Here is a 22,920-nt window from a genome sequence, read left to right as displayed (position 1 = left end):
TGATGACAATATCATAAGAAGCAGGTTTCAAAAAAATACGAATCGTTTCAAAATAGAAAATTTATTCTATAAAAGTTACAAAAAAACAAGTGGTCTATTGTGCGAAAGTGCCAATGAATTACCACCTGTTATAGAAAATATCAATAATTATGAATCCATGCAGGCAAGCATCAGTGAATTTAGAAAATTCTTAATCTTTACATTGCCATGCTTTTCGCTTTTTCCGCGAATATAGTCCATTTCCCGGCGGACCTGCTCGAAATTATACAGGCTGTTCGCATATGTGACAAAAATATCGTTCGAATAGTCCTCAAGTCCCAGGTTTGCCAGATTGACCATACCGCTTATGGCGGTGCGGCGGATACGCTGTTCCATGGTCTTCGGGCTGTCGCTGAAACGCCTGCACAATTCCTCAAGGGTCGCGTCCTGCATTTTCTCGCCGTGCTCGATCAGATAATCGACGAGAGTTATGATATCCTTGCTCCCTTTTTCTCCGATGATCCCCAGCTTTTGAAGAATACCCCTGAGGCGGATCACATGCGGTTTCTCCGTCGGCTCCGGTGGGGATAAGGGGGAGGAAACTGGCTTTTGTTCCATAAAAATATTCTGTACTTTTTCCAGCGTGCGCTTTGCTGTAAGGGACTGGCTGACTCGTTTGATCACGGATTCCACCTCAATGCTGTTCACCGGTTTTTGAATGTAGAATTCCACGCCGCATTCGTAGGCATTTCCGATCATATCCTTAGAAACGACCTGAGAGAGCATGATGCAGGCGGTATCCGGAAGAAGGGTGCGCGCTTTTTTGACAAAGGTAATTCCGTCCATTTCCGGCATCAAAAGATCCACGATTATGATGTCGGGGCGCAAGGTGGCGATGTCTTCCAGCGCGTCCTGCCCGTTTAGCGCGGTGCCGCAGATTTCCCCTAACCCGCGGTCACGTATGATTCTTTTTAAAAGGTTTAATACATTTCTGTCATCGTCAATCAAATAGAATTTCATTCGCTGTGTCCTCTCCAATATTTTTTGGGTATCTGAATCCTGAAAATCGTCTGTCCCGGGTGGGAAGTGACGGAAATCTCGCCGTGCCACTGATTCTCCACCATATCCTGAACGATGCCAAGTCCCAGACCGCGATTTACCTCTCCGGTCTCATAGTTGATCTTCGTGGAAAAGCCGGGAGAGAAGATTTCGCTTAAGTCTTCCGGATCAATTCCCGGCCCGTGATCTTCCACCTCAAAGAGATATCGCTCGTCAGTCTGCCGCTGACGAAAAATCAGGGAAATAAGCGGCTCGTCGGCGGCCTCCAGGGCGTTATTGAACAAGTTGCGCAGAATGGACATGAGAAAATAGTGATCTCTGGTATACAGATTTTCCTCGATGTCAGTATGCACTTCAAGCTGTTTGCCCTCGGGGCATGAGCGCGTCAGGCTGTTCTTTAAAACAGTTAAAATGTCTTCCAAATACATTCCTTCGTCGTTCATATTCAGGTCTAATGCATCGGAAAGGCCGCGGAGGATCAGGGCATATTCCTTTTTGATCTCGTGAATGTCTCTGGTGACCCTCAGGGCGTCCCTGGAAAGCTCCGGCGGGAGTTCATATCCGTCAAGCTCCCGATAGAGACGGTAGGAGGAATTCATGGTTTCCTCGATAAGCCCGGTATTCTTCTTCATCCATAGAACCTCGCCGTTCAGTTTGGTAATGAGCAGCAGAAGACGCTGGTAACGCTGAGCGTGGGCGCGATTTAACAGACTGAATTTGTAGTGGTCGAGCACTGTGAACGTGCCCCAGAGAATCAGTGCCCTGGAAAACGCTATCAGGAGAATGCTGATCTGTGTTTTCGAGGTAAATGCGTCCGCGTGTAGGCGAAGGAGCAATTCCGTCAGGTTGGAAAAATAATCAAAGAAAAAGAGGAAGGGAATTGCCTGCCCATTTACTACGTTTTCCCTTCTTTTGCAATACAAATAAAACAAAAGTCCGTAGACCAGATAGAAGATCATTTCCGGAAAATAGCCGCGCACATTCAATGTTTCATAACGAAACCAATGCGCCAGTACTCGCGATGCGAGTACACCGGCAGCCGACAGAAAGGTAACGGGCAGCACAGGATATTTTCCGGTCAGAATGAACGTCACCGGAATCACAAGGATACCGATGGAAATCACAAAATCGTCAATAAAAAGATTCATGTTAATCTGGGCGCCGATGATAACACAGACACTGATCAGCAAAATCTGACTGGGGTCATTGTCATGTTTTTCTCTCATATAGAATACTCCCTTATATTCCTGTGATCAGTTCCACCAGAAATACGCTGGCGCAGGAAATCAGGGAAACGCTAATAAGACTCTTTTTCTGATAAGCCAGAATCAGGGCTACGGCGAATCCCACTGCGGCTGACCAGATATTTGCGGTCGCACTAAGAATCGCGGGAAAGGTCATCACTGCCAGCGTCGCGTATGGCACATAATATAGGAAGGATTTGATATAGGTGCTCTTGATCTCTTTTCGGATCAGAGTCAGCGGAAGCATACGGATCAGGTAGGTCACCCCGGCCATGATCAGAATGTAGATGTAAATATTATGCTCCATAAGATGGTCCCTCCTTTGCTTCATCTTTGATCGGGAAAAGGGCGGCCGCCGCACCTGCGATCAGAAGCGTCAGAATGATGATCCGAAATCCGGAAGAAATCTCCTTAAGCAGAGGCGCAAAGGTAAATACAAAGCTAAGCGCCATGGAGCTCAGTACGATTCCGGCAACTACTTTATTATCCCTTGATGGCGGAATGATGATGGCGATGAACATACCGTAGAGCGCCACGCTTAAAGCGCTGATCACCCGTGCCGGCAGAATGTTTCCGGAAATGATTCCAAGAAACGTACCGAGTACCCAGCCGGGCACCGCGATTCCGATGACGCCGTAGGAATAGAAGGGGCTTAGCTTCCCCTCCGTGGATACGGTCACACCGAAGATCTCATCGGTGACGCCATATGAGATGAGGAACCGATGGAAGAAGGGCATCTTCGCGTCCAGTTTTTGCGACAGGGCACAGGACATCAGGCAGTACCGCAGATTAATGATGAACTGTGTCACCGCGACTTCCAGATAGGAAGCCTGGGCCGTCATGAGTGACAGGCCGGCAAACTGCCCTGCACTTGTCACGTTCGTGGCGGAAATGAGTACCGCTTCCCACGCGGAAATGCCGGCGTTTTTTCCCATAATGCCGAACGTAAAAGAAACCGCCAGGTATCCCAGGCCGATCGGGAATCCGTCCCGCAGCCCGGCTTTCAAATAATCACGTCGTTTCATAGTGTTAAACCTCTTTCGTATATGTTTATTTTACGTGAATCATAGTATGTAAGAAATGATTTCGTTTACCATGTTCATTTGTGTCAATGTATATCTGCAGCAACCATTTTTATAGTTTGGAAAGTACAGTCCGCCGCATGGTGATGTAGCACGCCAGTCCGCCGATAAAATTGGAGATTGGTTCTGCCAGAAAGACGCCTGTGACTCCGAGGCCGCCGATATGTGGCAGAATAAAAGTAAGCGGCGCCACGATGACGGCTTTGCGCAGTATGGAGAAAAATACGGCCTGTTTTGCCTTGTTCAGTGCTTTGAACACGCTCTGTCCGGTAAACTGAAACGCCATCATGAAAAAACCAAAAAAGTAAATATGCATGGACGGTACCGCTGTCTGAATCAGTTTGGCATCGTGGTTGAATATCCGGATAAAGAATTCCGGAAAGGCTGAAATCAGTCCCCAGATGATTACGGTATATGTAAATCCAAGCTGCGTCATAAAGCGGATCGCCTTTTTCATCAGATCATATTTGGCCGCTCCATAATTGTAGCTGATGATTGGAGTAGAGCCGTCAGAGATTGCCATGACCGGCGCGCTTGCAATCTCTCTGACGGAGTTAATGACCGTCATGACGCTGATGTACAGGTCCCCTCCGAAGGTCTGCAGCATACTGTTGCAGGCCACCTGGACCAGCCCGTTGGTAAAGGACATCACGAAGGTGGAAATACCGAGCCGGACAATCTGACCGATACAGGAAAAATCCGGGCGGAATCCTTTGAAACATAAAGTAAGCTCCGCCTTTTTTCCGGTCAGAAAAAGAAGCGCCCACATAGCGGATAAAAGCTGGGAGATAACGGTCGCGATCGCCGCCCCCTGCACGCCCATGTGCAGCCCGAAAATGAAGATCGGGTCCAGAATGATATTGCTTACGGCTCCCAATATGACCGTCTTCATACCGGTCTTTGCGAATCCCTGGCTGTTAATGTACGGATTTAAGCCCAGGGAGATCATGACGAAGACGGTTCCTATCAGATAAATCATCATATACCCTGAAGCATAAGGATAGGTGGTATCGCTCGCGCCGAACAGATAGAGGATCGGGCGGTGAAACAGCATTCCGAACACGGTGAGAACAAGTCCGGTCACAATCAGCATAAAAAATGCATTAGTCATGATCTTCTGCGCCCCGGCCATATCCTTCTTCCCGCGCGCGATGGAGCATAGCGGAGCCCCTCCGCTTCCGAATAAATTGGCGAATGCCGTTACCATGGTGATCACCGGGAAACAAAGGCCGAGTCCGGCCAGAGCGATGGTCCCCTCACCGGGAATCTTTCCTATATAAATACGATCAATAATATTGTAGAGTAGATTCAGAATCTGTGCGGTAAGCATGGGAGCCGCTACGGCGAGAATATTGCGCCGTACATTCGCACCTCCGAAATCTACCTGTTGCGATCTCATAGACGGGTCACTTCTTTCTTGTCTTATGTTTGAAAAATTTGATAGAGAATCCTTCATTTGATGGGATATGCTCTGATTCATTCCTTATGGCTTTATCTACCAGCTATTATTTTAACATGAAATTTTGGCGGCGGGAAGAGGAAATATGAAGTGAGGTGGGAAGATATGAGGCGATTGACGTTGGAACAGACGGATTTTTTTATTTGTTCTTGGTGATTATCTCTATAAGATTGCTTTTTATAGATAGTACGGTATACTGGTAGTTGAGCAGTGTAGCGTAAAAGGAGATTTTGGTTTGTCAAAACATTTAAAAGAGATATATGTTAGCTAACAGACGAAAGGGGTGATTGATTTATGGCCAGAATAGGACTGATAGAAGACGACAGACTATTAAATAAAGCCCTCGAAACAGCACTTGGTAAATCCGGCTATGAAACAGTCTCCGCTTTTTCCTGCAGTGAGGCCTGTGACGGGAGAATGGAAATGGCGGATCTTCTGCTTATAGATATTAACCTGCCCGGCGGCGACGGGAGGGAACTGCTTACAAGAATTGCGAGAGAGAGGAAAATCCCTGCCATCTTTTTGACGGCGTTGGATGAAGAGGAAGAGATGATGTCAGCTTTTGAGGCCGGGGCGGATGACTATGTGGTGAAACCATTTTCCATGAAGGTGCTGATTAAGCGGATCGAAGCGGTTCTGGGAAGATACCGGGCGGCAGGCGGGAAGGAATCGGATATCCGCAAATATGGCGAAGTTGAAGTGAATCTACAGGCAGGGAAAGTGACCTGCCAGGGCGGTCTGATCAGCCTTAGCCCAAAGGAATACGCCCTTCTTTCCTATTTTGTGGAAAATGCCGGACAGATTTTGACGAAAGAACAGATTCTTGACCATATTTGGGATCAAAAGGGAGTGTTCGTAGTAGAAAATACAGTGAGCGTGACGGTCAACCGCCTGCGCAAAAAACTGGCGCCCGAGGGAGAAAAATTGATTCAGAATATATTTGGAATCGGGTATCGTTTTGGGGAGTAGATAAAGTATGTTGAAGTGGATTATAGCGGGAGCAGTTTTACTGATTATAAATGATGCAATAGTTTGGGCCTTTCAACATCGGCGTCGCCAGAGTGAGCTGGAGGCTGTCTCGCAGATATTGGGTGAAATGTTGAATAGAAAAAAGTACCGGGAAGGTACCCCTGCAGAAGAATGGAAGAGTGGGCAAAATGATGCGCAAAAGAAAAAATGTACTGTGAATCCAGAAAGCGCAAAGGCGAAGTGGGAGAATTTTCCGGCGGAATTTTCAGATACAGAGCTGTCAAAAATTCGGTATCAGTTTGCCAGACTTAAGGAAATGTATGAGGGAATTGAGCAGCAATCTCAGAAAGACTATGACGAGATTCGGAAACTGATTGCCGAAATCGCACATCAGATGAGGAATCCGCTTGCAAATGTGCAGACCTACCTGGAGCTTTTGGAGGATACTTCTCTTGAGGACGAGCAGAGAGAATATCTGAACGCCGTGGCGGATTCCGGGAAGAAGTTGCAGTTTTTGACGGAAAGTTTCCTGAAAATGGCGCGCCTGGAGGGGAGGATCATTCAGATCCGGAAGAATAGCGATGATATCCAGGGTACGCTGTCTGCAGCAGCGGATCGTATCCGGACACGCGCAAAGGAAAAGGACATTGAGTTTCGTATTTGGCATTCCGAGGGAGCAAAGACAGAACTTCCCCATGATGAGAACTGGCTGGGCGAGGCCATTTACAATCTGCTTGACAATGCAGTGAAATATAGTCAAATGGGTAGTGTGATAGAGATCTGTACAGACAAAAATGAGTTGTCCTATCGAATTGGTATTCGGGATTATGGGATTGGAATTGCTAAAGAGGAAGTAAATGAGATATTTAAAAGATTTTATCGCGGCAAAAATGTGACGAATCAGGAGGGATTTGGTCTGGGGCTTTATTTGACGAGGGAAATCGTCAGCAGGCACGGCGGGCTGGTAAGAGTGAAGATGATGAACCCTGGAAGTATGTTTGAAATCGTTCTCCCGGCAGGCGCCAAATAGCCAGGCAAATGAAGCGGATCACTTCATTTGCCCCTTTTTTCTGAGTATGAAAAATACGCTGATACAGATGAGTGCGGAGAGCAGGGAACCCAGCGGCGCCGCAAGACCCATAGGATACAGGGTGTGCGGAAAATGTACGGAAGCCAGGTAAGCCCCCGGTATCCGGATCAGCAAAATAGAGACCAGGTTATGTATAAAGGAGAGGTATGCCTTGTTGTATGCGCAGAAATACCCGCTGAAGCAAAAATGGATTCCGGCAACAATACAGTCAAATACATAGGCCCTCAGGTATTGGCCGCCCATGATGATGACGTCAGGATTGTCATGGACAAAGAGGCCAAGAATCGGTTCAGACCAAAACTGGCAGATGATTGCTACGATCCCGCCGAATACCACGCAGATTTCAACAGCGTATCTGAGCACCTTCCGCCCCTGAGCATGCAGCCCGGCCCCGGCATTCTGCGCCGCGATCGCCGATACGGAGGAGAGCATGGCAGAGGGAACAAGGAAAAGGAAGCTGATGATCTTTTCCACGATTCCCACACTTGCCGCCGCGACAACGCCCCGGCTATTGGCAATGGCGGTAATGACGAGGAAGGATACCTGAATGAATCCATCCTGGACGGAAATCGGGACACCTACTCTTAATATAGAAGAAAGCGCACTGCGGTCAAAGTGAAAATCCTGTTTTTTTAAGGGGATTCCAAGCTTACGGCGCGTCAGGGCCAAAAGTGCGAAGACGACGCTGAGCGCCTGGGCGATCACTGTCGCATAAGCAGCGCCCGCAGCCCCCATTTTCATAGGACCGATGAATAAAAAATCCAGTACGACATTGATGATGCCGGCAATCGCTACGAAATACATAGGGCTTTTGCTGTCGCCGAGACCCCGGAAAATACTGCTGATCACATTGTATGCGGTGATGAACGGAACGCCGACAAAGCAGATCAGCAGATAATCTCTCGCCTGGGAAACCGCTTCCGGCGGGGTGGAGATCACCGCGATGATCTGATCCAGCGAAAGAATCAGGATTACGGTAAGGAGCAGAGAAAATACTGCGAAAAGGGAGACGGTATTTCCGATTCCTTTTGCCGCCTGCTCCGGTTTTTTTGCGCCGATGGCGTGGCTGATGGTCACCGTTGTCCCCATGGCAAGCCCGACGATAATGACCGTCAGCATATGTGTCACCTGGCTTCCGATGGAAACCGCCGAGATGACATTTGCCCCGTTAAATTGGCCCGTAATAAACAAGTCTGCGAGCCCGTAAAAAGTCTGTAAAAAACAGGAAAGAAGATAGGGCAGAGAAAAATAGAGCAGGTTACGGATCACACTGCCCTGTGTCAAATCCTTTTGCATAGGAGTACCTCCATTTTAATTTCTGTATTCTAATGATAATGGTGGATTATCTTATATTACCGGGTAATCCAGCTATCTTAAATCGTCCATATAAAATATTACTTCATGGATATGGCAAAGTCAATGGATAAAAGCTTTACAAGAATTGATTAAAAAATGTATTTTCACATTGAATACTTCGATATTCCGCGGTATACTGGAACTACCCCAATTTCAAAACAGCCTGCTCGCACAATTCTGGCTGTATATTGAGGTAACCCTATTTCGGGAGTTTCGGAGTTCTAAGACATTTTCTGTCGTAGATTTCCTTTTGATGACATTTTAGATTTACATTTTTGTGGAATGCGTTTGGAAAGTGTGTTAAAATCAAGATATAGTAGTTTGTGATACAAAGTTCAGCTATTCGGTTTAGCTTAAGTCCATGAGATCCGAATGCATATACCACAGAGAGCAGGAGGATACGTTATGGCTGAACATTTAGATGAAAAAGAGATAACAGTAAACCGTACATATAAATCTCGCCTGTTTGAGATGATATTCAGCGAGAAAAGAGAATTGTTGGGACTATATAATGCAATTAATCAGACCTCTTATAAAGACCCGGAATTATTAGAAATCAATACTTTGAAAAATGCAATATATATGTCCATGCACAACGACATTTCGTTCATTATTGACTCCAGATTGTCACTTTACGAGCATCAATCGACATATAATCCTAATTTGCCGTTGCGATTTTTGATGTATGTGTCGGATCTGTATTCCGGTCTGACGAGGGACGATAATCTGTATGGAAGAAAGTTGATTCGGTTAGCTACTCCAAAGTTTGTAATATTTTATAATGGTGAAGAGGAGCAGCCGGAGAGGGTGGAGCTGAAATTATCAGATGCTTTTACGATAGCGGAAGAAAACCCGGCGTTGGAAGTGAGGGTGGTGATGTTGAATATCAATCCGGGTTATAATCGTGGGATTATGGAAACGTGTAAAACGTTGGCAGATTATGCGGAGTATACCGCACGGGTGCGAAGATACGCGGAGGATATCCCGCTTGCCGAGGCTGTGGAAAAGGCAATCACTGAGTGTATAAACGAAGGGATTTTGGGAGAGTTTCTGAGAAAATATCGAACGGAGGCGAAGAATATGAGTATTTATGAGTATGATGAAGAACGGCATATGCTCCAGACGAGAGAAGAGGGACGTGAGGAAGGTAGAAAAGAAGGTAGAAAAGAAGGTAGAAAAGAAGGCTTAAGCAGAATCAATGATTTGAATGCATTACTGATCAGGCAAGGGCGGATAGAGGATATGGTGAGGGCAACAAATGAACCGGAGTATCAAAAACAGTTGCTTAAAGAGTTTCAGTTATAATACCCAAGGGCATCCCGTATGGCCATTCGGCCGTTTCATAAGGTATACCCAAAGGGCATCCCGTATGGCCATTCGGCCGTTTCATAAGGTATGAGAATGGCAGCGCGTGAGTGCTGCCATTTTTATATTTGTTAGAGGTTTGTTAGATTTGCCCTGTATAATAGTGGAAAGAAGGAAGGTGTTTTCATGGAAATAGTAAAAGCGGCAGCTCTGCAAAAAATATACGGAAGTGGAGAAAATCAGGTATGTGCGCTGAAGAAGGTGACGCTTTCAGTAGAGGAAGGAGAATTTGTAGCCGTGGTGGGAAGCTCCGGCAGTGGGAAGACAACGCTGATGAATCTTCTGGGCGGCCTTGACGTACCGACGGCAGGCGGCGTATGGATTCGGGGGTACAGCCTAAAAGATATGAACAGTGAAGAACTTACCATTTTTCGAAGGAGGAATATCGGCTTCGTATTCCAGCAATTCAACCTGGTTCCGGTCTTAAGCGTGCGCGAGAATATTTTACTTCCACTTAAGCTGGACGGAACTGTGATAGATGAGGATTTTTTTGAGGAAGTGGTGAAGATGCTTGGAATCCGGGAAAAGCTGGACAAGATGCCGGGAACGCTTTCCGGCGGGCAGCAGCAGAGGACGGCGATTGCCAGGGCACTTATGACCAAACCGGCCCTTCTTCTTGCTGATGAACCGACGGGGAACCTGGATTCGCATACGACGCTGGAGGTGGTGGCTCTGTTAAAAAGCAGCGCCAGAAGATTTCATCAGACCATTATCGTGGTAACGCACGAGGAGGAAGTTGCCCAGATGGCCGACAGAATCATTCGGATCGAGGACGGAGAGGTCTGCCAGTTTCATGGATAGAAGGTGAGCAGGAAAAATGTTTGGAGGCAGAAATATTTCAAATAAAAATACGGAGATTATAAAAGAACTGGCAAAGGCATATTACCAGGCAAATCGTGGGAGAAACCGTATTCTTACCGGGGCTGCCATATGCGGAATCGTGGTTCTGTGCACCGTATTCACCATAGCATTCGGTAAGGTGGAGGCAGAATACCTGAAAGCCGCCCGGGAAAATGGCGGTCTCGCAACGACATATCTGGAGCGGGGAAGTAAGGAGCAGTATTGTGCGCTTAAAAATCTGGATTATATCCGTGAGGTGGGAAAAGAAATTGACGTGGGAGGGGCCTATTTTGAGGAAACGTTTTGCGGCGAGATCAGGGCGCTGGATCAGACGGCCTGGGAAAAGCTGACGGTTCCGGCTTATACCGAAATACAGGGGGAATATCCCAAAAAGGGGAAGGAGATTATGCTCTCAAGGCGTGCGCTGGCTGCCATAGGGATTGAGGAGCCTGCCCTAGGAATGGAGATCCCGCTTAAGATTGAGTACCGTTTGTTTTATGAAAAGAAGGAGGTCTTTACGCTTTCGGGATATTTTACGGACTATTTGAATCCGGATACCAGCCAGCCTCTGGGGTATGTGTCGCAGGTATTTGCCGAAGAATTGGGTGGAGATTTTGACAGGCCGGATTATCTGCAGATTCTGCAGAAAGACGGAATCAGCGGTGAAACGATTGAACAGCGCCTGTATGCGGATATTGATACTCAGGACAAGGGACAGCGGTTTGTTGGAGGAAATACATTCACTTACAAAGCAATGGAAAAATTTACCGGAGGCTGGAAAATAGCGATTGTTTGCGGTATATTGATTTTGGTGAGTGTATTTTTGCTGATTCAGAATGTCATGCATTTTTCCATGCAGAAGGAAATACGCCAGTATGGATTATTGCAGACGATCGGCACGACGCCAAGGCAGCTAAGGGTCATATTTATGCGGCAGGTCCTTCGGGTCGTGGTCATCGCGGGAACGCTGGGTGGAATGATTTCGATATTCCTGATTCAGACGGCGCTTACAAAGATTTTGGGGGCGCTGTATCTGCAGTTTTTTGGAAAGGCGAAAGAACTTTACATTTTTCGGCCGGAAATCCTGGCCGCATCGATTCTCTTTGTGGCAGTGACGATCTGGATCGCCGCCGGGTGGACACTGCGCAGGCTTTTGCATCTGGCGCCGGTGGAGGCGATGCACTACATCGGCGAGGCAGGACGGGCGCGCAAAAAAGCATATCGTCGCAGAGCATTTCCCGGTGCCGGGAAAAGGAACAGGAAGAAACATATAGCAGCATATGGCGAGGTCCTGCGCATGGCCGGGAGGAATCTCCTGCGGTATCCGTGGCGTTTTGCCTTTACCATTTTTTCTCTGTTCCTTGGAATTACTACGGCTCTTGGCACAAGTGTGATCGGAAATGGACTGGATCAAACGAACGAGATTCAGGCAAAGCCGGACTTCGCACTTGCCAGCTCGGTGAGTGCAAATGAAATGTCGCAGACAAGAGTGGATTGGACCTTGTGTAGTCATAATCAGTTTTCTCCTATTTCTGAAAATCTGCTAAATAGTATTGAAAGTATGAATGGAGTGAATAAAGAAACAATAAAATTAACACAGGGAGCATATTTTCAGATAAGAGATTTTGGGACAGCGCTATATCCATTTGCAAGTGCTGAAAATTTGGACGAAAAGGCCTATCAGGAATATAAAGAAAAAGGAATTTGGGGAAACGGAGTGACCGTGCAGATTGCGGACGAGGCGTATTTAGAGAAATTAGAAAAATTTGTAAAGAAGCATTCTCTTCATATAGAAATGGATCTGCTGCGTGATGGGGAAGGATTCCTTCTGATTCACGATCACAGGCTCTCGCCCGAGGCACAGAAGCTGGGGAATCAGGCGGTGGGGCTACCATTATCCTTTCGCCCGCTCAGGTCTAAGGAGGAAGCGGACGAGCGGCGGGAGCTGATCGAGCGGTTGACGCCGGGGGAGTTGGCAGACTGGGATAACCGGCACCAGGACGAGTGGGAAGCTGAAGAAAAGGAGGCGTGGGAAAATGCGGTGACGATGAAGGTGGCGGGGTATCTGGATACGCGCAGGAAGGATTTCCCACCGCTAACCGTGGAAGAATGCTATTATGATGAAGAACGTCTTCCGATTTATCTGCTTGTGAGCGGGAAAGGTTTTGAGAAACTTGGTGAGAGTGTGAAGACATTTTCCGTTTCTTTTGATGCCAGGAAAGGGAAAGAGCCAATTGTGAAGCAGGCTCTGCAAAAGCTGATCAAAGAGGAGAACAGTTCCTTTTTGCTTACGGGAAATGAAAAGGGAGTCCATATGACTGCAAAATCTGAGCTTATGTCCGAAGCGAAGGGGACGATTCAGACAAATCGGATCATTATGGGCGCTTTGAGTGCGGCGCTTATATTCATGGGAATCATGAATTATTTTAACATCATGGCGACCTCCCTTACTGCCAGGGAACTGGAATTTTCTGCCCTTCGCAGCATCGGAATGACGGCCCGGCAGCTAAAGGTGATGCTTCTGGCGGAAGGATTGGGATATGCGCTTACTACCGCCGGCCTGGTATGTTCTTTGGGGACGGGGATTTTGTATTTACTATCCATTTATCTTAAAGCACAGGCAGCGTACTTTGTTTTTCTGTTTCCGTATGCGGCCATGGGAGGCATTTTGGCGGCTTTGACAGGTATTTGTGTTTGGCTGCCTTTGGGGATATATAAGGGAAGTGTGGCTGTGCAAGTCCCCTGATTGCGGGCATAATAAAAAGATCAGGACAAGATTTTCAAATTTTCTACTAAAAGGGTGGAAATCTGACCTATGTTCGGGTTATAATCGTATTGTTAAATTTTTTAAATACCCTTATTACATATTTAGAAGGAGAATCAGGCATGGAAATGTTATGTATTGAAAAAGAACTGCAGAACAATTCTTATCCGGGAAGAGGAATCATCATCGGCAAGTCAGCCGACGGAAGTAAGGCAGTGACCGCTTATTTCATTATGGGAAGAAGCGAGAACAGCCGTAACCGTATTTTTGTGGAAGAAGGAGAAGGAATCCGTACACAGGCATTTGATGAGTCCAAGCTGACGGACCCGAGCCTTATTATTTACGCCCCGGTGCGGGTACTTGGCAACAAGACGATCGTTACAAATGGCGATCAGACCGACACGATCTATGAAGGAATGGACAAGCAGCTGACGTTTGAGCAGTCCCTTAGAAGTCGTGAGTTCGAGCCGGACGGACCGAACTATACGCCTCGTATTTCCGGCATCATGCATATTGAAAACGGAAAATATAACTATGCAATGTCTATTTTAAAGAGTAACAATGGAAATCCGGAAAGCTGCAACCGCTATACCTTTGCGTACGAGAATCCGGCAGCAGGCGAGGGGCATTTCATTCATACTTATATGTGCGATGGGAATCCGCTTCCGAGTTTTGAGGGCGAACCGAAACTGATCAGTATTCCAGACGACATGAACGAGTTTACTGAGAAACTTTGGAATAGCTTAAATGCTGATAACAAGGTATCTTTGTTCGTCAGATACATTGATATTGCGACCGGAAAATATGAGAGCCGCATCGTGAATAAGAATCAATAATCAATTTTTGGAAAATGAGGTGCAGAATATTATGAACGAATTAGAATTAAAGTACGGTTGTAACCCGAACCAGAAGCCGTCCCGCATATATATGAAAGATGGAAGCGAGCTTCCGATCAAGGTTCTCTGTGGACGTCCGGGATACATCAATTTCCTTGATGCTTTCAATGGCTGGCAGCTTGTGAAGGAGCTAAAGAAGGCGACCGGGCTTCCGGCAGCGACGTCCTTCAAGCATGTATCACCGGCAGGAGCGGCAGTAGGGCTTCCGCTTACTGAGACATTGGCTAAGATTTACTGGGTGGACGATCTCGGTGAGCTTTCTCCGCTTGCAAGTGCATATGCACGTGCGAGAGGTGCAGACAGAATGTCTTCCTTTGGTGATTTTATCTCCCTGTCTGATGTCTGCGACGTGGATACCGCAAGACTGATCAAACGGGAGGTCTCTGACGGCGTGATCGCTCCGGGATATGAGCCGGAAGCACTCGAGATCCTGAAGCAGAAGAAAAACGGGAATTACAATGTGATCGAGATCGATCCGAATTATGTACCGGCGCCGACCGAGCATAAAGATGTATTCGGAATCACCTTCGAGCAGGGAAGAAATGAGCTGGTGATTAACGATGAATTCTTTGCAAATGTGGTTACGGAGAATAAAGAGCTTCCGGAGTCGGCGAAGATTGATTTGGCGATTTCTATGATCACGCTGAAATATACGCAGTCCAACTCTGTATGCTATGTGAAGGGTGGACAGGCGATCGGTATCGGTGCAGGCCAGCAGTCCAGAATCCACTGTACACGTCTGGCTGGTCAGAAGGCAGATAACTGGTGGCTGAGACAGTGCCCGAAGGTTCTAAATCTTCCATTTAAAGAGGGCATCAGAAGAGCGGACCGGGATAATGCGATCGATCTCTACATCGGTGATGAGTATATGGACGTTTTGGCAGACGGCGCCTGGGAGAACATTTTCACGGTTAAACCGGACGTATTTACAAGAGAAGAAAAGAGAGAATGGCTGGATCAGATGACGGACGTAGCACTGGGCTCAGATGCATTCTTCCCGTTTGGAGATAACATTGAGCGTGCACATAAGAGTGGTGTTAAATATGTGGCTCAGCCGGGCGGATCCGTGAGAGATGACAATGTAATTGCGACCTGCAACAAATATGGAATGGCGATGGCATTTACAGGGCTCAGACTGTTCCACCACTAATAGAAATTTGAATAGAAGTGCAGAATACCCTTTGGGAACTGGTATCACAGGACCCAAGGGGTATTTTTTTCTTTTAATGCTGGACTTTATAAAAAGAAAGAGTTACAATATAACCGATTTTTTTAAAGAAACCAGGCGCTATGGAAGGAAGAATTCCGGATATTGGCTTTGTGGGTAAAAACTTTGGAGAAAATGGAGGAATGAATCATGTATCTTCTATACTTTTTACTATGGATTATTTTTAATGGAAATTTCACTTTGGAGATTTGTATTTTTGGCCTTATTATTGCAGGAGTCATTTTTGCGTTTACCTGTAAATTTATGGATTATAGTGTTGAGAAGGAGAAACACAATCTGAAGAAGACTTTTCAGTTTTTGAAGTATATCGTGGTTCTTGTGATTGAGATTGTAAAAGCTAATGCTGCGGTGATTCATATGATCCTTTCTGAAAAAGAAGAGATCGAACCTACACTGGTCAGTTTTGAATCCGATATGAAGACGCCGGCGGGACAGGCTCTTTTGGCCAATGCGATTACCCTGACGCCGGGGACAATCACCGTGCTTCTCAAGGATTCGCAGTATGTGGTCCACTGTCTTGATGAGAGTCTGGCAGAGGGAATGGCGGATTCGGTGTTCGTAAAGAAGATTAAGGAATTGGAAGAGGATTAGGAGGCGAAAATATGGGAAGAGGAATTCCGAGACTGGAAATGCTGTATCACGGAATATTTGTGGGAGCGCTGGTTTTTCTTGCGGTCATGGTGGTGCTCTGCCTGATTCGTGCGATCATCGGGCCGAGGATTGCGGACCGCATTGTGTCCGTCAACATGATGGGAACGATGGTCATGGTCATCATTGCGATTCTGGCGCTTATGCTGGAGGAAGGGTATCTGGTGGATATCTGTCTGATCTATGCGATGATCAGTTTTCTTGCAGTTATCGTGCTGACGAAGGTATACATGGGAGTGTACTTGGAGAAGAAGGAAGAGGAGGAGAAAAAGAATGGCAGTAATTGAGTGGGTTCGTTTTCTGGCAGGCGCATTTCTTCTGCTTTGCGGTCTTGCCATATTTGCCATAGAAATGATCGGCGTGTTTCGGTTTAAATATGTGCTGAACCGTATGCATGCGGCAGCCATGGGGGATACTCTGGGAATCGGGTTCTCTCTTATGGGGCTTATTATCATGAGCGGATTCAATTTTACATCGCTGAAATTATTTCTGGTGGTCGTGTTCCTGTGGTTCTCTTCCCCGGCATCGTCTCATCTGATCGCCCGTCTTGAGGCGACGACAGACGAAGAGAGGGAAAAGCATTATCGAATGGTGATGCTTGATGATCTCGAGCAGGAACTAAGAGAAGAAAGAGACGCTGAGAGAAAAGAGCAGGAGATGAGCCTGCGAGAGAGCGCCTGGCGGGAAGAGCAGGAAATGGATATGCGAGAGAGCGCCCGGCAGGAAGAGCAAGTCGGGCAGTTTGAAAAGGAGGAGGCGTAGACGATGCAGTTTTTTACCTGTATATTGTTAGGATTTCTGGTAGTTTGCGCCGTGTCGGTGAGTCTTTCCAAAAATCTGTTGAATTCCATTTTGATTTTTATGTCTTATAGTTTGATCATGTCGATCATCTGGATTCTTCTGGAGTCACCGGATCTGGCAATCACAGAGGCTGCGGTGGGCGCCGGAGTGACCTCTGTGTTGTTTTTTGTGACCCTCAAGAAGATCCATGCGATCATGAAAAATGAGGAAGAGGAGGGGGAGAGTCATGAGTAGGAAATTGTCCAAAGAGCAGTATGAGAAAACGAAATCCTTTCGTTTGAAACAATGGCTTGACGGAACGAAGGACCCCTTCCTCGACACGGTGGAAATGAAGCCGCAGGAGGAATTTGTGGAGGACCCGGAGAAGGCGCGGCAGCGCAGCAGGGAGAAGGAACAGCGGCTGGAGAAGGTCTACGATCTGGAACACAATGCGGAAATGCGGATTTTCCAGAGAATTTACCGGGTGTTCAGCGTGATATTCTGCGTCAGCCTGGTCCTGATGCTGCTCATTGCAGTGTCCAATCTGCCGACGCTGGGAGCCGCCGAAAGGCCGGTAAATAATGAGGTGGCCGGGCGCTACATTGAGGACGGTCTGGAGGAAACGGGAGCCGTCAATATTGTGACCGGTATGATTCTGGATTACAGGGCCTTTGATACGCTGGGCGAATCACATGTGTTGTTCATTGCGACCTGCACGGTCCTGATCCTGCTTCGGATCGATAAGAAAAACAGCAAGGATTATATGGAAGCGAATGACCGGATACATGAGCCGAAGAACGACATTATCCTGCAGACGGTTGCAAGAATCCTGGTTCCGCCGATTTTTATTTTTGGAATTTATGTGATCTTATGCGGGCACTTAGGACCGGGGGGAGGCTTCTCCGGGGGTGCGGTGATCGGTGCGGGACTGATCCTGTATCTGAATGCGTTTGGATTTGCAAAGACGGAGCGGTTCTTTACCGAGAAGATTTACAAGAGAATGAGCTTTTGTGCGCTGGCGTGCTATGCGCTGGCAAAGAGCTATTCGTTCTATACCGGAGCCAATCATATCGAGAGTATGATCCCACTGGGAACGCCGGGAGCCATTTTGAGCAGCGGCCTGATCCTGATTCTGAACATCTGCGTCGGTGTGGTGGTAGCCGGAACGATGTATACATTTTATGCTATTTTCAGGAAAGGAGGATACTAGAATGAATCTTGCAAATTTGCTGAATAATTATGAAGAGGCTGTGGCCATGATTCTTTTTGGTATCGGATTCTCCAATCTTCTTCTGCAAAAGAACCTGATTAAGAAGATTATAGGACTTAATATTATGGACACAGCAACTTATTTGTTTCTTGCATTGAAAGGCTATATTGCCGGGCGGAAGGCACCTATCGTGGTGGACGGGGTTCGAAGCGTTGAGGCCTATATCAACCCGATCCCCAGCGGTCTTGTACTGACCGGTATTGTGGTGTCGGTGTCGGTGACGGCGCTTATGCTTTCTCTTACGATCCGTCTGTATCGGAGATATCATACTCTGGATCTGGATGAGATTACCACGCGGCTTAAGAAGGAGGGATTGTAAATGGATTTTGTGCAGAATTTTCCCTTTATTTCCATTATCCTGTCCCTTTTTTCGGGTCCGCTCTCCTCGGTGCTAAGTGGAAAGAAGGCGAGGCTTCTTAATGCGGCGGTCATCTCCGTGATCGGAGCCATGTCTGCGGCAGTGCTGGTCTATGTGCTGGGAACCGGTCAGGAGTATATTTATACCATGGGCCATTTTCCGGCGCCCTGGGGAAATGAGATTCGGGTGGGTCCTCTGGAAGCATTTATGGCTCTGTTTTTCTGCGTGATCATGCTCCTCAGTATGATTGGCGGTCAAAAGGAGAGGGAGGCGGAGATAGAAGACACCAAACAGAATCTTTACTATATTATGGTAAATCTTCTGCTCAGTTCTCTGCTGGCGCTTATTTATACTAACGACTTATTCACAGCCTATGTATTCGTGGAAATCAATACGATTTCCGCATGTGGACTGATTATGATCCGGCAGAACGGGCGTACCATTGAGGCGGCGACACGTTATATGATCATGAGCCTTCTTGGGTCGGGACTTTTGCTTCTGGGCATCTGCTTTTTATATGATCTGACCGGGCATCTTCTCATGAGCAATATCCAGGAAGCCGTGCGGGTGCTTCACGACACGGGCAGTTACCACATTCCGCTGATGGTCTCTCTGGGGCTGATGTCGGTGGGACTTGCCATCAAGAGTGCGCTGTATCCCTTCCACGCGTGGCTTCCGGACGCTTATGGATATTCGACCTTATCCTCTGCGGCGATCCTGTCCTCTCTGGTGTCAAAGGGATATATTTTCCTGCTCATCAAGATTTTCTTCCGGGTGATCGGATTTGACATCGTAAGAGACAGCAAGGTCATCAATGTATTGTTCGCATTTGGCGTGGCGGGCATGATCATGGGTTCCGTCAACGCGATCAAGGAGAACAATATCAGGAGAATGATCGCGTATTCCTCTGTGGCCCAGATCGGATATATTTATATGGGATTTGGCTTGGGAACGGCTGCGGGCGTGATCGCCAGCATTTATCATGTGATCTCCCACGCGGCGACCAAGTCTTTGCTGTTCGTGGCGGCGTCCGGGATTACTGATGCGTCTGCAAAGAGCACCAGATTCTTCGATCTGACCGGAAGCGGGTACCGGAATAAGCTGGCCGGGGTGGCGTTTACCGTCGGCTCCCTCTCCATGGTGGGATTCCCGATGTTTTCCGGGTTCATTTCCAAGCTGCTCTTCGCGCAGGCGGCGGTGGGAAGTACACATAAGATGCTGCCGACTTTAATCGCTCTTGCCATCAGTACGGTGCTCAATGCGTTCTACTTCATCAAAACGGTGATCCGTCTTTACACGCCGATCCGGTATGTATCTACGGAAAAAATGAGCCGTAAGCCGGAGGAATTCTGCGAAATAACGATGGGGCAGCAGCCGTTTAAATCGGTGGCGCTGATACTTTTTATCATATTGAACCTGGCCCTGGGACTTAGCTCGGAACCGCTGATCCGGTTGATTCAAAATGGGCTTGAGATGTTTGCATAGGAGGAAGATTTCATGGATAGATGGATCATATTGCCGATGCTTTTGCCGGCAGTCGTCGGAATCGCGCTTTTGGTGTCTTCGTTCCTCACACATCTGAGAATGACGAAGAGAATCAAGGAGCATGCACCGGTGCAAATAATAGAAGAAGGTGACCTGCGGACGCTGCACATTCTGGTGGGAGTCGTTTTGGTGGTCACCGCGGCGCTCGGCATCGCTGCGGCGTGGAGCGGTGAGAGAGAGCTGGTTTTATTTTACCTGATGGAGAAGGTCCCGGTCTATTTTAACATAGATAAGCTGGGAAGGCTGTTCGTGACAATGGTAAGTATCGTCTGGGTGGCGGCTGGTTTTTATTCTTTTGAGTATATGAAGCATGAGGGCGAAGAAAAACGTTTTTTTGGATTTTATCTCCTGGTCTATTCGGTCCTCATTGGGCTGGATTTTTCCGGAAATCTGGTGACGATGTACCTGTTTTACGAGCTGCTCACTCTGACATCAATGCCGCTGGTCCTGCACAACGGTTCCAGGGAAGCCATCATGGCGGGACTTAAGTATTTGTTTTATTCGATGTGCGGCGCATATATGGGCTTATTCGGTATTTTCTTTTTGTACCGCTATTGCAGTACGCTCAACTTCCTTCCGGGAGGGAGTTTAAATCCGTATCTTGCCCAGGAAAATAAGGGGATCCTGCTGATTGCCATCTTCTGTATGCTGATCGGATTTGGCGCGAAGGCGGGTATGTTCCCCCTGCACGCCTGGCTTCCGGCGGCACACCCTGTGGCACCGTCTCCGGCGTCAGCAGTGCTTTCCGGCGTGATCGTAAAAGCCGGAGTGCTGTCTGTGATCCGGACGGTCTACTATATGGTAGGAACAGAGTTTTTGCGCGGTACCTGGGTACAGACTGCATGGATCGTTTTGACCCTTTTGACTGTGTTCATGGGTTCGCTTTTGGCGTACCGGGAGCCGGTGCTCAAGAAACGGCTGGCGTATTCCACCGTGAGCCAGGTATCCTATATCCTGTTCGGTCTGGCGCTTATGACTCAGACGGCGATGACGGGCGCGATCCTGCACACGGTATTTCATGCGTTTATCAAATGCAGCCTGTTCCTGATTGCCGGCGTATTTCTGGTAAAATGTAAATGTCGGCGTGCCGACGAGCTGGCGGGGATTGGAAAACAGATGCCGGTTCTTTTGTGGTGTTATACCTTCTCGTCCCTGGCGCTGATTGGAATTCCGCCGGCGAGCGGTTTTGTGAGTAAGTGGTATTTGGCAAAGGGCGCTCTGGAGGCGGGCGTGGGGACGTTTGGCTGGTTCGGGCCTGCCGTTCTTTTGGTGAGCGCACTTTTGACGGCGGGTTATCTGCTTCCGATCACGATGCACGGCTTTTTCCCGGGTGAGAAGGCAGTGACTGTGGAAGGGAAGAAGGAACCGCCTCTTCTGATGTTACTTCCGATCGCAGTGTTGGCCGTTTTAGCGGTAGTTCTGGGAATTCTGCCGGGCGCTCTTCTTAGATATGCGGAGCAGATTGCTTCCGCCTGTATGTAGAAAGGGGGAGATAAGATGAATGCAATGATTATGATGATCGTGGTTCTCCTGCCGATGCTGTCGGGCGTGCTTGTTCCCCTGATCCCGTTCAGGAACAGAAGACACATGACGATTTATATAGAAATTATGGTGCTTCTTAACTCCATTTTGGTCTTTGCGATGCTGATGAATCGTCCGCAGGAGGCGTTTACCCTGTTTCGGTTCACCGGAAATCTAAGTGTCAGCTTTAAGCTCGATGGATTGGGCTCGGTGTTCGCGGGAATGGTCTCCGTGCTTTGGCCCCTCGCGACGCTCTACGCCTTTGAATATATGAAGCACGAAGGGCATGAGAAATATTTCTTTATGTTCTATACGATTACGTTTGGAGTAACACTTGGTATTGCTTTGGCAGAGGATATCCTGACGATGTATTTCTTCTTTGAGATGCTGAGTCTTGTGACGCTGCCGCTCATCATGCATACCTTAAGCCGTGAGGCGATTCTGGCGAGCCGGACCTATTTTTACTATATGATAGGCGGCGCGGCCTTCGCCTTTATCGGAATGATCTTTGTCTTGATCTACGGAACAACGCTTGATTTTGTGCCGGGCGGCGTGTTTGATCTGGCCAGAATCGGCGATAAGATGAATGTGATTTTATTAATATATGTACTTTGTTTCTGTGGATTCAGTGTGAAAACCGCGATGTGGCCGTTTTCTTCCTGGCTTCCCAAGGCAGGCGTGGCGCCCACTCCGGTGACGGCTCTTCTGCATGCGGTCGCAGTGGTGAAGACCGGCGCGTTCACCGTGATGCGGGTCACCTATTACAGTTTTGGGACCGAGATCCTTAGGGGAACCTGGGCGCAGTACCTGGTGATGACGCTGGTGATCATTACGATCGTATATGGCTGCAGCCGGGCGCTCAAGGAGACGCACATCAAACGAAGGCTGGCGTGGTCGACGGTGAGCAATCTGTCTTACATTTTGTTCGGCGTGGTGATCATGACTCCGTTGGGGCTTAAAGGGGCTTTAAGCCACATGCTGTTCCATGCGGTGATGAAGATCTGCTCCTTCTTCTGTGCCGGCGCGATCATGTACAAGGCCGGGAAGCATTATGTTCATGAGCTGGACGGACTGGGAAGGCGTATGCCGAAGGTATTCCTGATCTTCACGATCTCCGGCCTGGCGCTGATGGGAGTGCCGGGGCTCTGCGGATTCGTCAGCAAATGGAATCTGGCAAAGGCGGCCGCAGAAAGCGGCAACCCTCTGGCGTATGTGGGAGTCGGCGCACTTCTGATCTCGGCACTTTTGACGGCAATTTATATGATGACGATTTCCGTGCGGGCGTTTTTCCCGGGGAAAGACTTCGATTACACCGCCTCGCGCGGGGTTGAAGATCCGAACTGGCTGATGCTGCTCCCGCTGGTAATATTTGTTGTTCTGATGTTTGTATTCGGCCTGCATTCCGGTCCGGTGCTCGGTATGCTGGATCAGGTCGTGGCAGTTCTGAAATAGGGGAGGAGGGGCAAA

General features: G+C 48.0%; 22 protein-coding genes. 16 read left to right on the top strand and 6 right to left on the bottom strand.

What is annotated here, in order from left to right:
• Window positions 1-147: 147 nt before the first annotated feature.
• The 5 genes from ABXS75_16315 to ABXS75_16295 form a co-directional block, all read right to left on the bottom strand.
• Window positions 148-999, bottom strand: coding sequence for a response regulator (locus tag ABXS75_16315; protein ID XCP84598.1), 852 nt, complete (start codon window positions 997-999; stop codon window positions 148-150).
• Window positions 996-2,264 carry an ATP-binding protein gene (locus ABXS75_16310; protein XCP84597.1) on the bottom strand — a complete coding sequence of 423 codons (1,269 nt, stop codon included), beginning with the start codon at window positions 2,262-2,264 and terminating at the stop codon, window positions 996-998. The genes ABXS75_16315 and ABXS75_16310 overlap by 4 nt, the downstream gene beginning before the upstream one ends.
• A 13-nt stretch (window positions 2,265-2,277) precedes the next feature.
• Window positions 2,278-2,589, bottom strand: coding sequence for an AzlD domain-containing protein (locus ABXS75_16305; GenBank protein XCP84596.1), 312 nt, complete (start codon window positions 2,587-2,589; stop codon window positions 2,278-2,280).
• A complete protein-coding gene (locus ABXS75_16300; protein XCP84595.1) occupies window positions 2,579-3,307 on the bottom strand; it encodes an AzlC family ABC transporter permease in 729 nt (242 codons plus the stop codon). The genes ABXS75_16305 and ABXS75_16300 overlap by 11 nt, the downstream gene beginning before the upstream one ends.
• A gap of 109 nt (window positions 3,308-3,416) precedes the next feature.
• Window positions 3,417-4,763: an MATE family efflux transporter gene (locus ABXS75_16295; protein ID XCP84594.1), complete on the bottom strand. Its 1,347-nt coding sequence runs from the start codon at window positions 4,761-4,763 to the stop codon at window positions 3,417-3,419.
• Between the two features lie 354 nt (window positions 4,764-5,117).
• On the opposite strand from ABXS75_16295, the gene ABXS75_16290 reads away from it, so the two are divergent.
• Both ABXS75_16290 and ABXS75_16285 read left to right on the top strand, forming a co-directional pair.
• Entirely contained in the window at window positions 5,118-5,792 is a 675-nt protein-coding gene (locus tag ABXS75_16290) for a response regulator transcription factor (protein ID XCP84593.1), read from the top strand.
• Window positions 5,793-5,799: 7 nt separating this feature from the next.
• Window positions 5,800-6,822, top strand: coding sequence for a HAMP domain-containing sensor histidine kinase (locus ABXS75_16285; protein ID XCP84592.1), 1,023 nt, complete (start codon window positions 5,800-5,802; stop codon window positions 6,820-6,822).
• An 18-nt stretch (window positions 6,823-6,840) separates the two neighbouring features.
• Here ABXS75_16285 and ABXS75_16280 read toward each other — a convergent pair whose 3' ends face one another.
• Entirely contained in the window at window positions 6,841-8,178 is a 1,338-nt protein-coding gene (locus tag ABXS75_16280; GenBank protein ID XCP84591.1) for an MATE family efflux transporter, read from the bottom strand.
• 465 nt (window positions 8,179-8,643) lie between these two features.
• On the opposite strand from ABXS75_16280, the gene ABXS75_16275 reads away from it, so the two are divergent.
• The 14 genes from ABXS75_16275 (at window position 8,644) to ABXS75_16210 (ending at window position 22,905) form a co-directional block, all read left to right on the top strand.
• Window positions 8,644-9,543: a hypothetical protein gene (locus ABXS75_16275; protein ID XCP84590.1), complete on the top strand. Its 900-nt coding sequence runs from the start codon at window positions 8,644-8,646 to the stop codon at window positions 9,541-9,543.
• Window positions 9,544-9,729: 186 nt separating this feature from the next.
• Window positions 9,730-10,404, top strand: coding sequence for an ABC transporter ATP-binding protein (locus ABXS75_16270; GenBank protein ID XCP84589.1), 675 nt, complete (start codon window positions 9,730-9,732; stop codon window positions 10,402-10,404).
• A gap of 16 nt (window positions 10,405-10,420) precedes the next feature.
• Window positions 10,421-13,189 carry an ABC transporter permease gene (locus ABXS75_16265; protein ID XCP84588.1) on the top strand — a complete coding sequence of 923 codons (2,769 nt, stop codon included), beginning with the start codon at window positions 10,421-10,423 and terminating at the stop codon, window positions 13,187-13,189.
• 140 nt (window positions 13,190-13,329) lie between these two features.
• The gene (locus ABXS75_16260; protein ID XCP84587.1) at window positions 13,330-14,043 is read left to right on the top strand and encodes an IMP cyclohydrolase; all 714 of its coding nucleotides are present in this window, start codon (window positions 13,330-13,332) and stop codon (window positions 14,041-14,043) included.
• Window positions 14,044-14,074: 31 nt separating this feature from the next.
• Window positions 14,075-15,253: a phosphoribosylaminoimidazolecarboxamide formyltransferase gene (locus tag ABXS75_16255; GenBank protein XCP84586.1), complete on the top strand. Its 1,179-nt coding sequence runs from the start codon at window positions 14,075-14,077 to the stop codon at window positions 15,251-15,253.
• A 207-nt stretch (window positions 15,254-15,460) separates the two neighbouring features.
• Window positions 15,461-15,922 carry a Na+/H+ antiporter subunit E gene (locus ABXS75_16250; GenBank protein ID XCP84585.1) on the top strand — a complete coding sequence of 154 codons (462 nt, stop codon included), beginning with the start codon at window positions 15,461-15,463 and terminating at the stop codon, window positions 15,920-15,922.
• An 11-nt stretch (window positions 15,923-15,933) separates the two neighbouring features.
• Window positions 15,934-16,266 (top strand): monovalent cation/H+ antiporter complex subunit F, encoded by a 333-nt coding sequence (locus ABXS75_16245; GenBank protein XCP84584.1) that lies wholly within the window; start codon window positions 15,934-15,936, stop codon window positions 16,264-16,266.
• A complete protein-coding gene (locus ABXS75_16240) occupies window positions 16,253-16,741 on the top strand; it encodes a monovalent cation/H(+) antiporter subunit G (GenBank protein ID XCP84583.1) in 489 nt (162 codons plus the stop codon). Before ABXS75_16245 ends, ABXS75_16240 begins: the two co-directional genes overlap by 14 nt.
• Before the next feature lie 3 nt (window positions 16,742-16,744).
• Window positions 16,745-17,014: a hydrogenase subunit MbhD domain-containing protein gene (locus ABXS75_16235; protein ID XCP84582.1), complete on the top strand. Its 270-nt coding sequence runs from the start codon at window positions 16,745-16,747 to the stop codon at window positions 17,012-17,014.
• Window positions 17,007-17,969, top strand: coding sequence for a hydrogen gas-evolving membrane-bound hydrogenase subunit E (gene mbhE / locus ABXS75_16230; GenBank protein ID XCP84581.1), 963 nt, complete (start codon window positions 17,007-17,009; stop codon window positions 17,967-17,969). The genes ABXS75_16235 and mbhE overlap by 8 nt, the downstream gene beginning before the upstream one ends.
• Window position 17,970: 1 nt before the next feature.
• Window positions 17,971-18,348 carry a cation:proton antiporter subunit C gene (locus ABXS75_16225; GenBank protein XCP84580.1) on the top strand — a complete coding sequence of 126 codons (378 nt, stop codon included), beginning with the start codon at window positions 17,971-17,973 and terminating at the stop codon, window positions 18,346-18,348.
• Window positions 18,349-19,872 carry a proton-conducting transporter membrane subunit gene (locus ABXS75_16220; protein XCP84579.1) on the top strand — a complete coding sequence of 508 codons (1,524 nt, stop codon included), beginning with the start codon at window positions 18,349-18,351 and terminating at the stop codon, window positions 19,870-19,872.
• A gap of 12 nt (window positions 19,873-19,884) precedes the next feature.
• A complete protein-coding gene (locus tag ABXS75_16215) occupies window positions 19,885-21,414 on the top strand; it encodes a proton-conducting transporter membrane subunit (protein ID XCP84578.1) in 1,530 nt (509 codons plus the stop codon).
• A gap of 15 nt (window positions 21,415-21,429) precedes the next feature.
• Window positions 21,430-22,905 carry a proton-conducting transporter membrane subunit gene (locus ABXS75_16210; protein XCP84577.1) on the top strand — a complete coding sequence of 492 codons (1,476 nt, stop codon included), beginning with the start codon at window positions 21,430-21,432 and terminating at the stop codon, window positions 22,903-22,905.
• Window positions 22,906-22,920 lie beyond the last annotated feature (15 nt).

It is taken from the genome of Roseburia hominis (assembly GCA_040702975.1).
Classification (GTDB): domain Bacteria; phylum Bacillota; class Clostridia; order Lachnospirales; family Lachnospiraceae; genus Allocoprococcus; species Allocoprococcus hominis_A.
Note: the sequence above shows the minus strand (reverse complement) of the source record. Positions and strands in the feature narration are given on the sequence as shown.

Excerpts from the sequence above, each read along its gene's own strand:
- ABXS75_16315 (XCP84598.1), bottom strand. The coding sequence starts at position 999 with ATGAAATTCTATTTGATTGACGATGACAGAAATGTATTAAACCTTTTA.
- ABXS75_16310 (XCP84597.1), bottom strand. The coding sequence starts at position 2,264 with ATGAGAGAAAAACATGACAATGACCCCAGTCAGATTTTGCTGATCAGT.
- ABXS75_16305 (XCP84596.1), bottom strand. The coding sequence starts at position 2,589 with ATGGAGCATAATATTTACATCTACATTCTGATCATGGCCGGGGTGACC.
- ABXS75_16300 (XCP84595.1), bottom strand. The coding sequence starts at position 3,307 with ATGAAACGACGTGATTATTTGAAAGCCGGGCTGCGGGACGGATTCCCG.
- ABXS75_16295 (XCP84594.1), bottom strand. The coding sequence starts at position 4,763 with ATGAGATCGCAACAGGTAGATTTCGGAGGTGCGAATGTACGGCGCAAT.
- ABXS75_16290 (XCP84593.1), top strand. The coding sequence starts at position 5,118 with ATGGCCAGAATAGGACTGATAGAAGACGACAGACTATTAAATAAAGCC.
- ABXS75_16285 (XCP84592.1), top strand. The coding sequence starts at position 5,800 with ATGTTGAAGTGGATTATAGCGGGAGCAGTTTTACTGATTATAAATGAT.
- ABXS75_16280 (XCP84591.1), bottom strand. The coding sequence starts at position 8,178 with ATGCAAAAGGATTTGACACAGGGCAGTGTGATCCGTAACCTGCTCTAT.
- ABXS75_16275 (XCP84590.1), top strand. The coding sequence starts at position 8,644 with ATGGCTGAACATTTAGATGAAAAAGAGATAACAGTAAACCGTACATAT.
- ABXS75_16270 (XCP84589.1), top strand. The coding sequence starts at position 9,730 with ATGGAAATAGTAAAAGCGGCAGCTCTGCAAAAAATATACGGAAGTGGA.
- ABXS75_16265 (XCP84588.1), top strand. The coding sequence starts at position 10,421 with ATGTTTGGAGGCAGAAATATTTCAAATAAAAATACGGAGATTATAAAA.
- ABXS75_16260 (XCP84587.1), top strand. The coding sequence starts at position 13,330 with ATGGAAATGTTATGTATTGAAAAAGAACTGCAGAACAATTCTTATCCG.
- ABXS75_16255 (XCP84586.1), top strand. The coding sequence starts at position 14,075 with ATGAACGAATTAGAATTAAAGTACGGTTGTAACCCGAACCAGAAGCCG.
- ABXS75_16250 (XCP84585.1), top strand. The coding sequence starts at position 15,461 with ATGTATCTTCTATACTTTTTACTATGGATTATTTTTAATGGAAATTTC.
- ABXS75_16245 (XCP84584.1), top strand. The coding sequence starts at position 15,934 with ATGGGAAGAGGAATTCCGAGACTGGAAATGCTGTATCACGGAATATTT.
- ABXS75_16240 (XCP84583.1), top strand. The coding sequence starts at position 16,253 with ATGGCAGTAATTGAGTGGGTTCGTTTTCTGGCAGGCGCATTTCTTCTG.
- ABXS75_16235 (XCP84582.1), top strand. The coding sequence starts at position 16,745 with ATGCAGTTTTTTACCTGTATATTGTTAGGATTTCTGGTAGTTTGCGCC.
- mbhE (XCP84581.1), top strand. The coding sequence starts at position 17,007 with ATGAGTAGGAAATTGTCCAAAGAGCAGTATGAGAAAACGAAATCCTTT.
- ABXS75_16225 (XCP84580.1), top strand. The coding sequence starts at position 17,971 with ATGAATCTTGCAAATTTGCTGAATAATTATGAAGAGGCTGTGGCCATG.
- ABXS75_16220 (XCP84579.1), top strand. The coding sequence starts at position 18,349 with ATGGATTTTGTGCAGAATTTTCCCTTTATTTCCATTATCCTGTCCCTT.
- ABXS75_16215 (XCP84578.1), top strand. The coding sequence starts at position 19,885 with ATGGATAGATGGATCATATTGCCGATGCTTTTGCCGGCAGTCGTCGGA.
- ABXS75_16210 (XCP84577.1), top strand. The coding sequence starts at position 21,430 with ATGAATGCAATGATTATGATGATCGTGGTTCTCCTGCCGATGCTGTCG.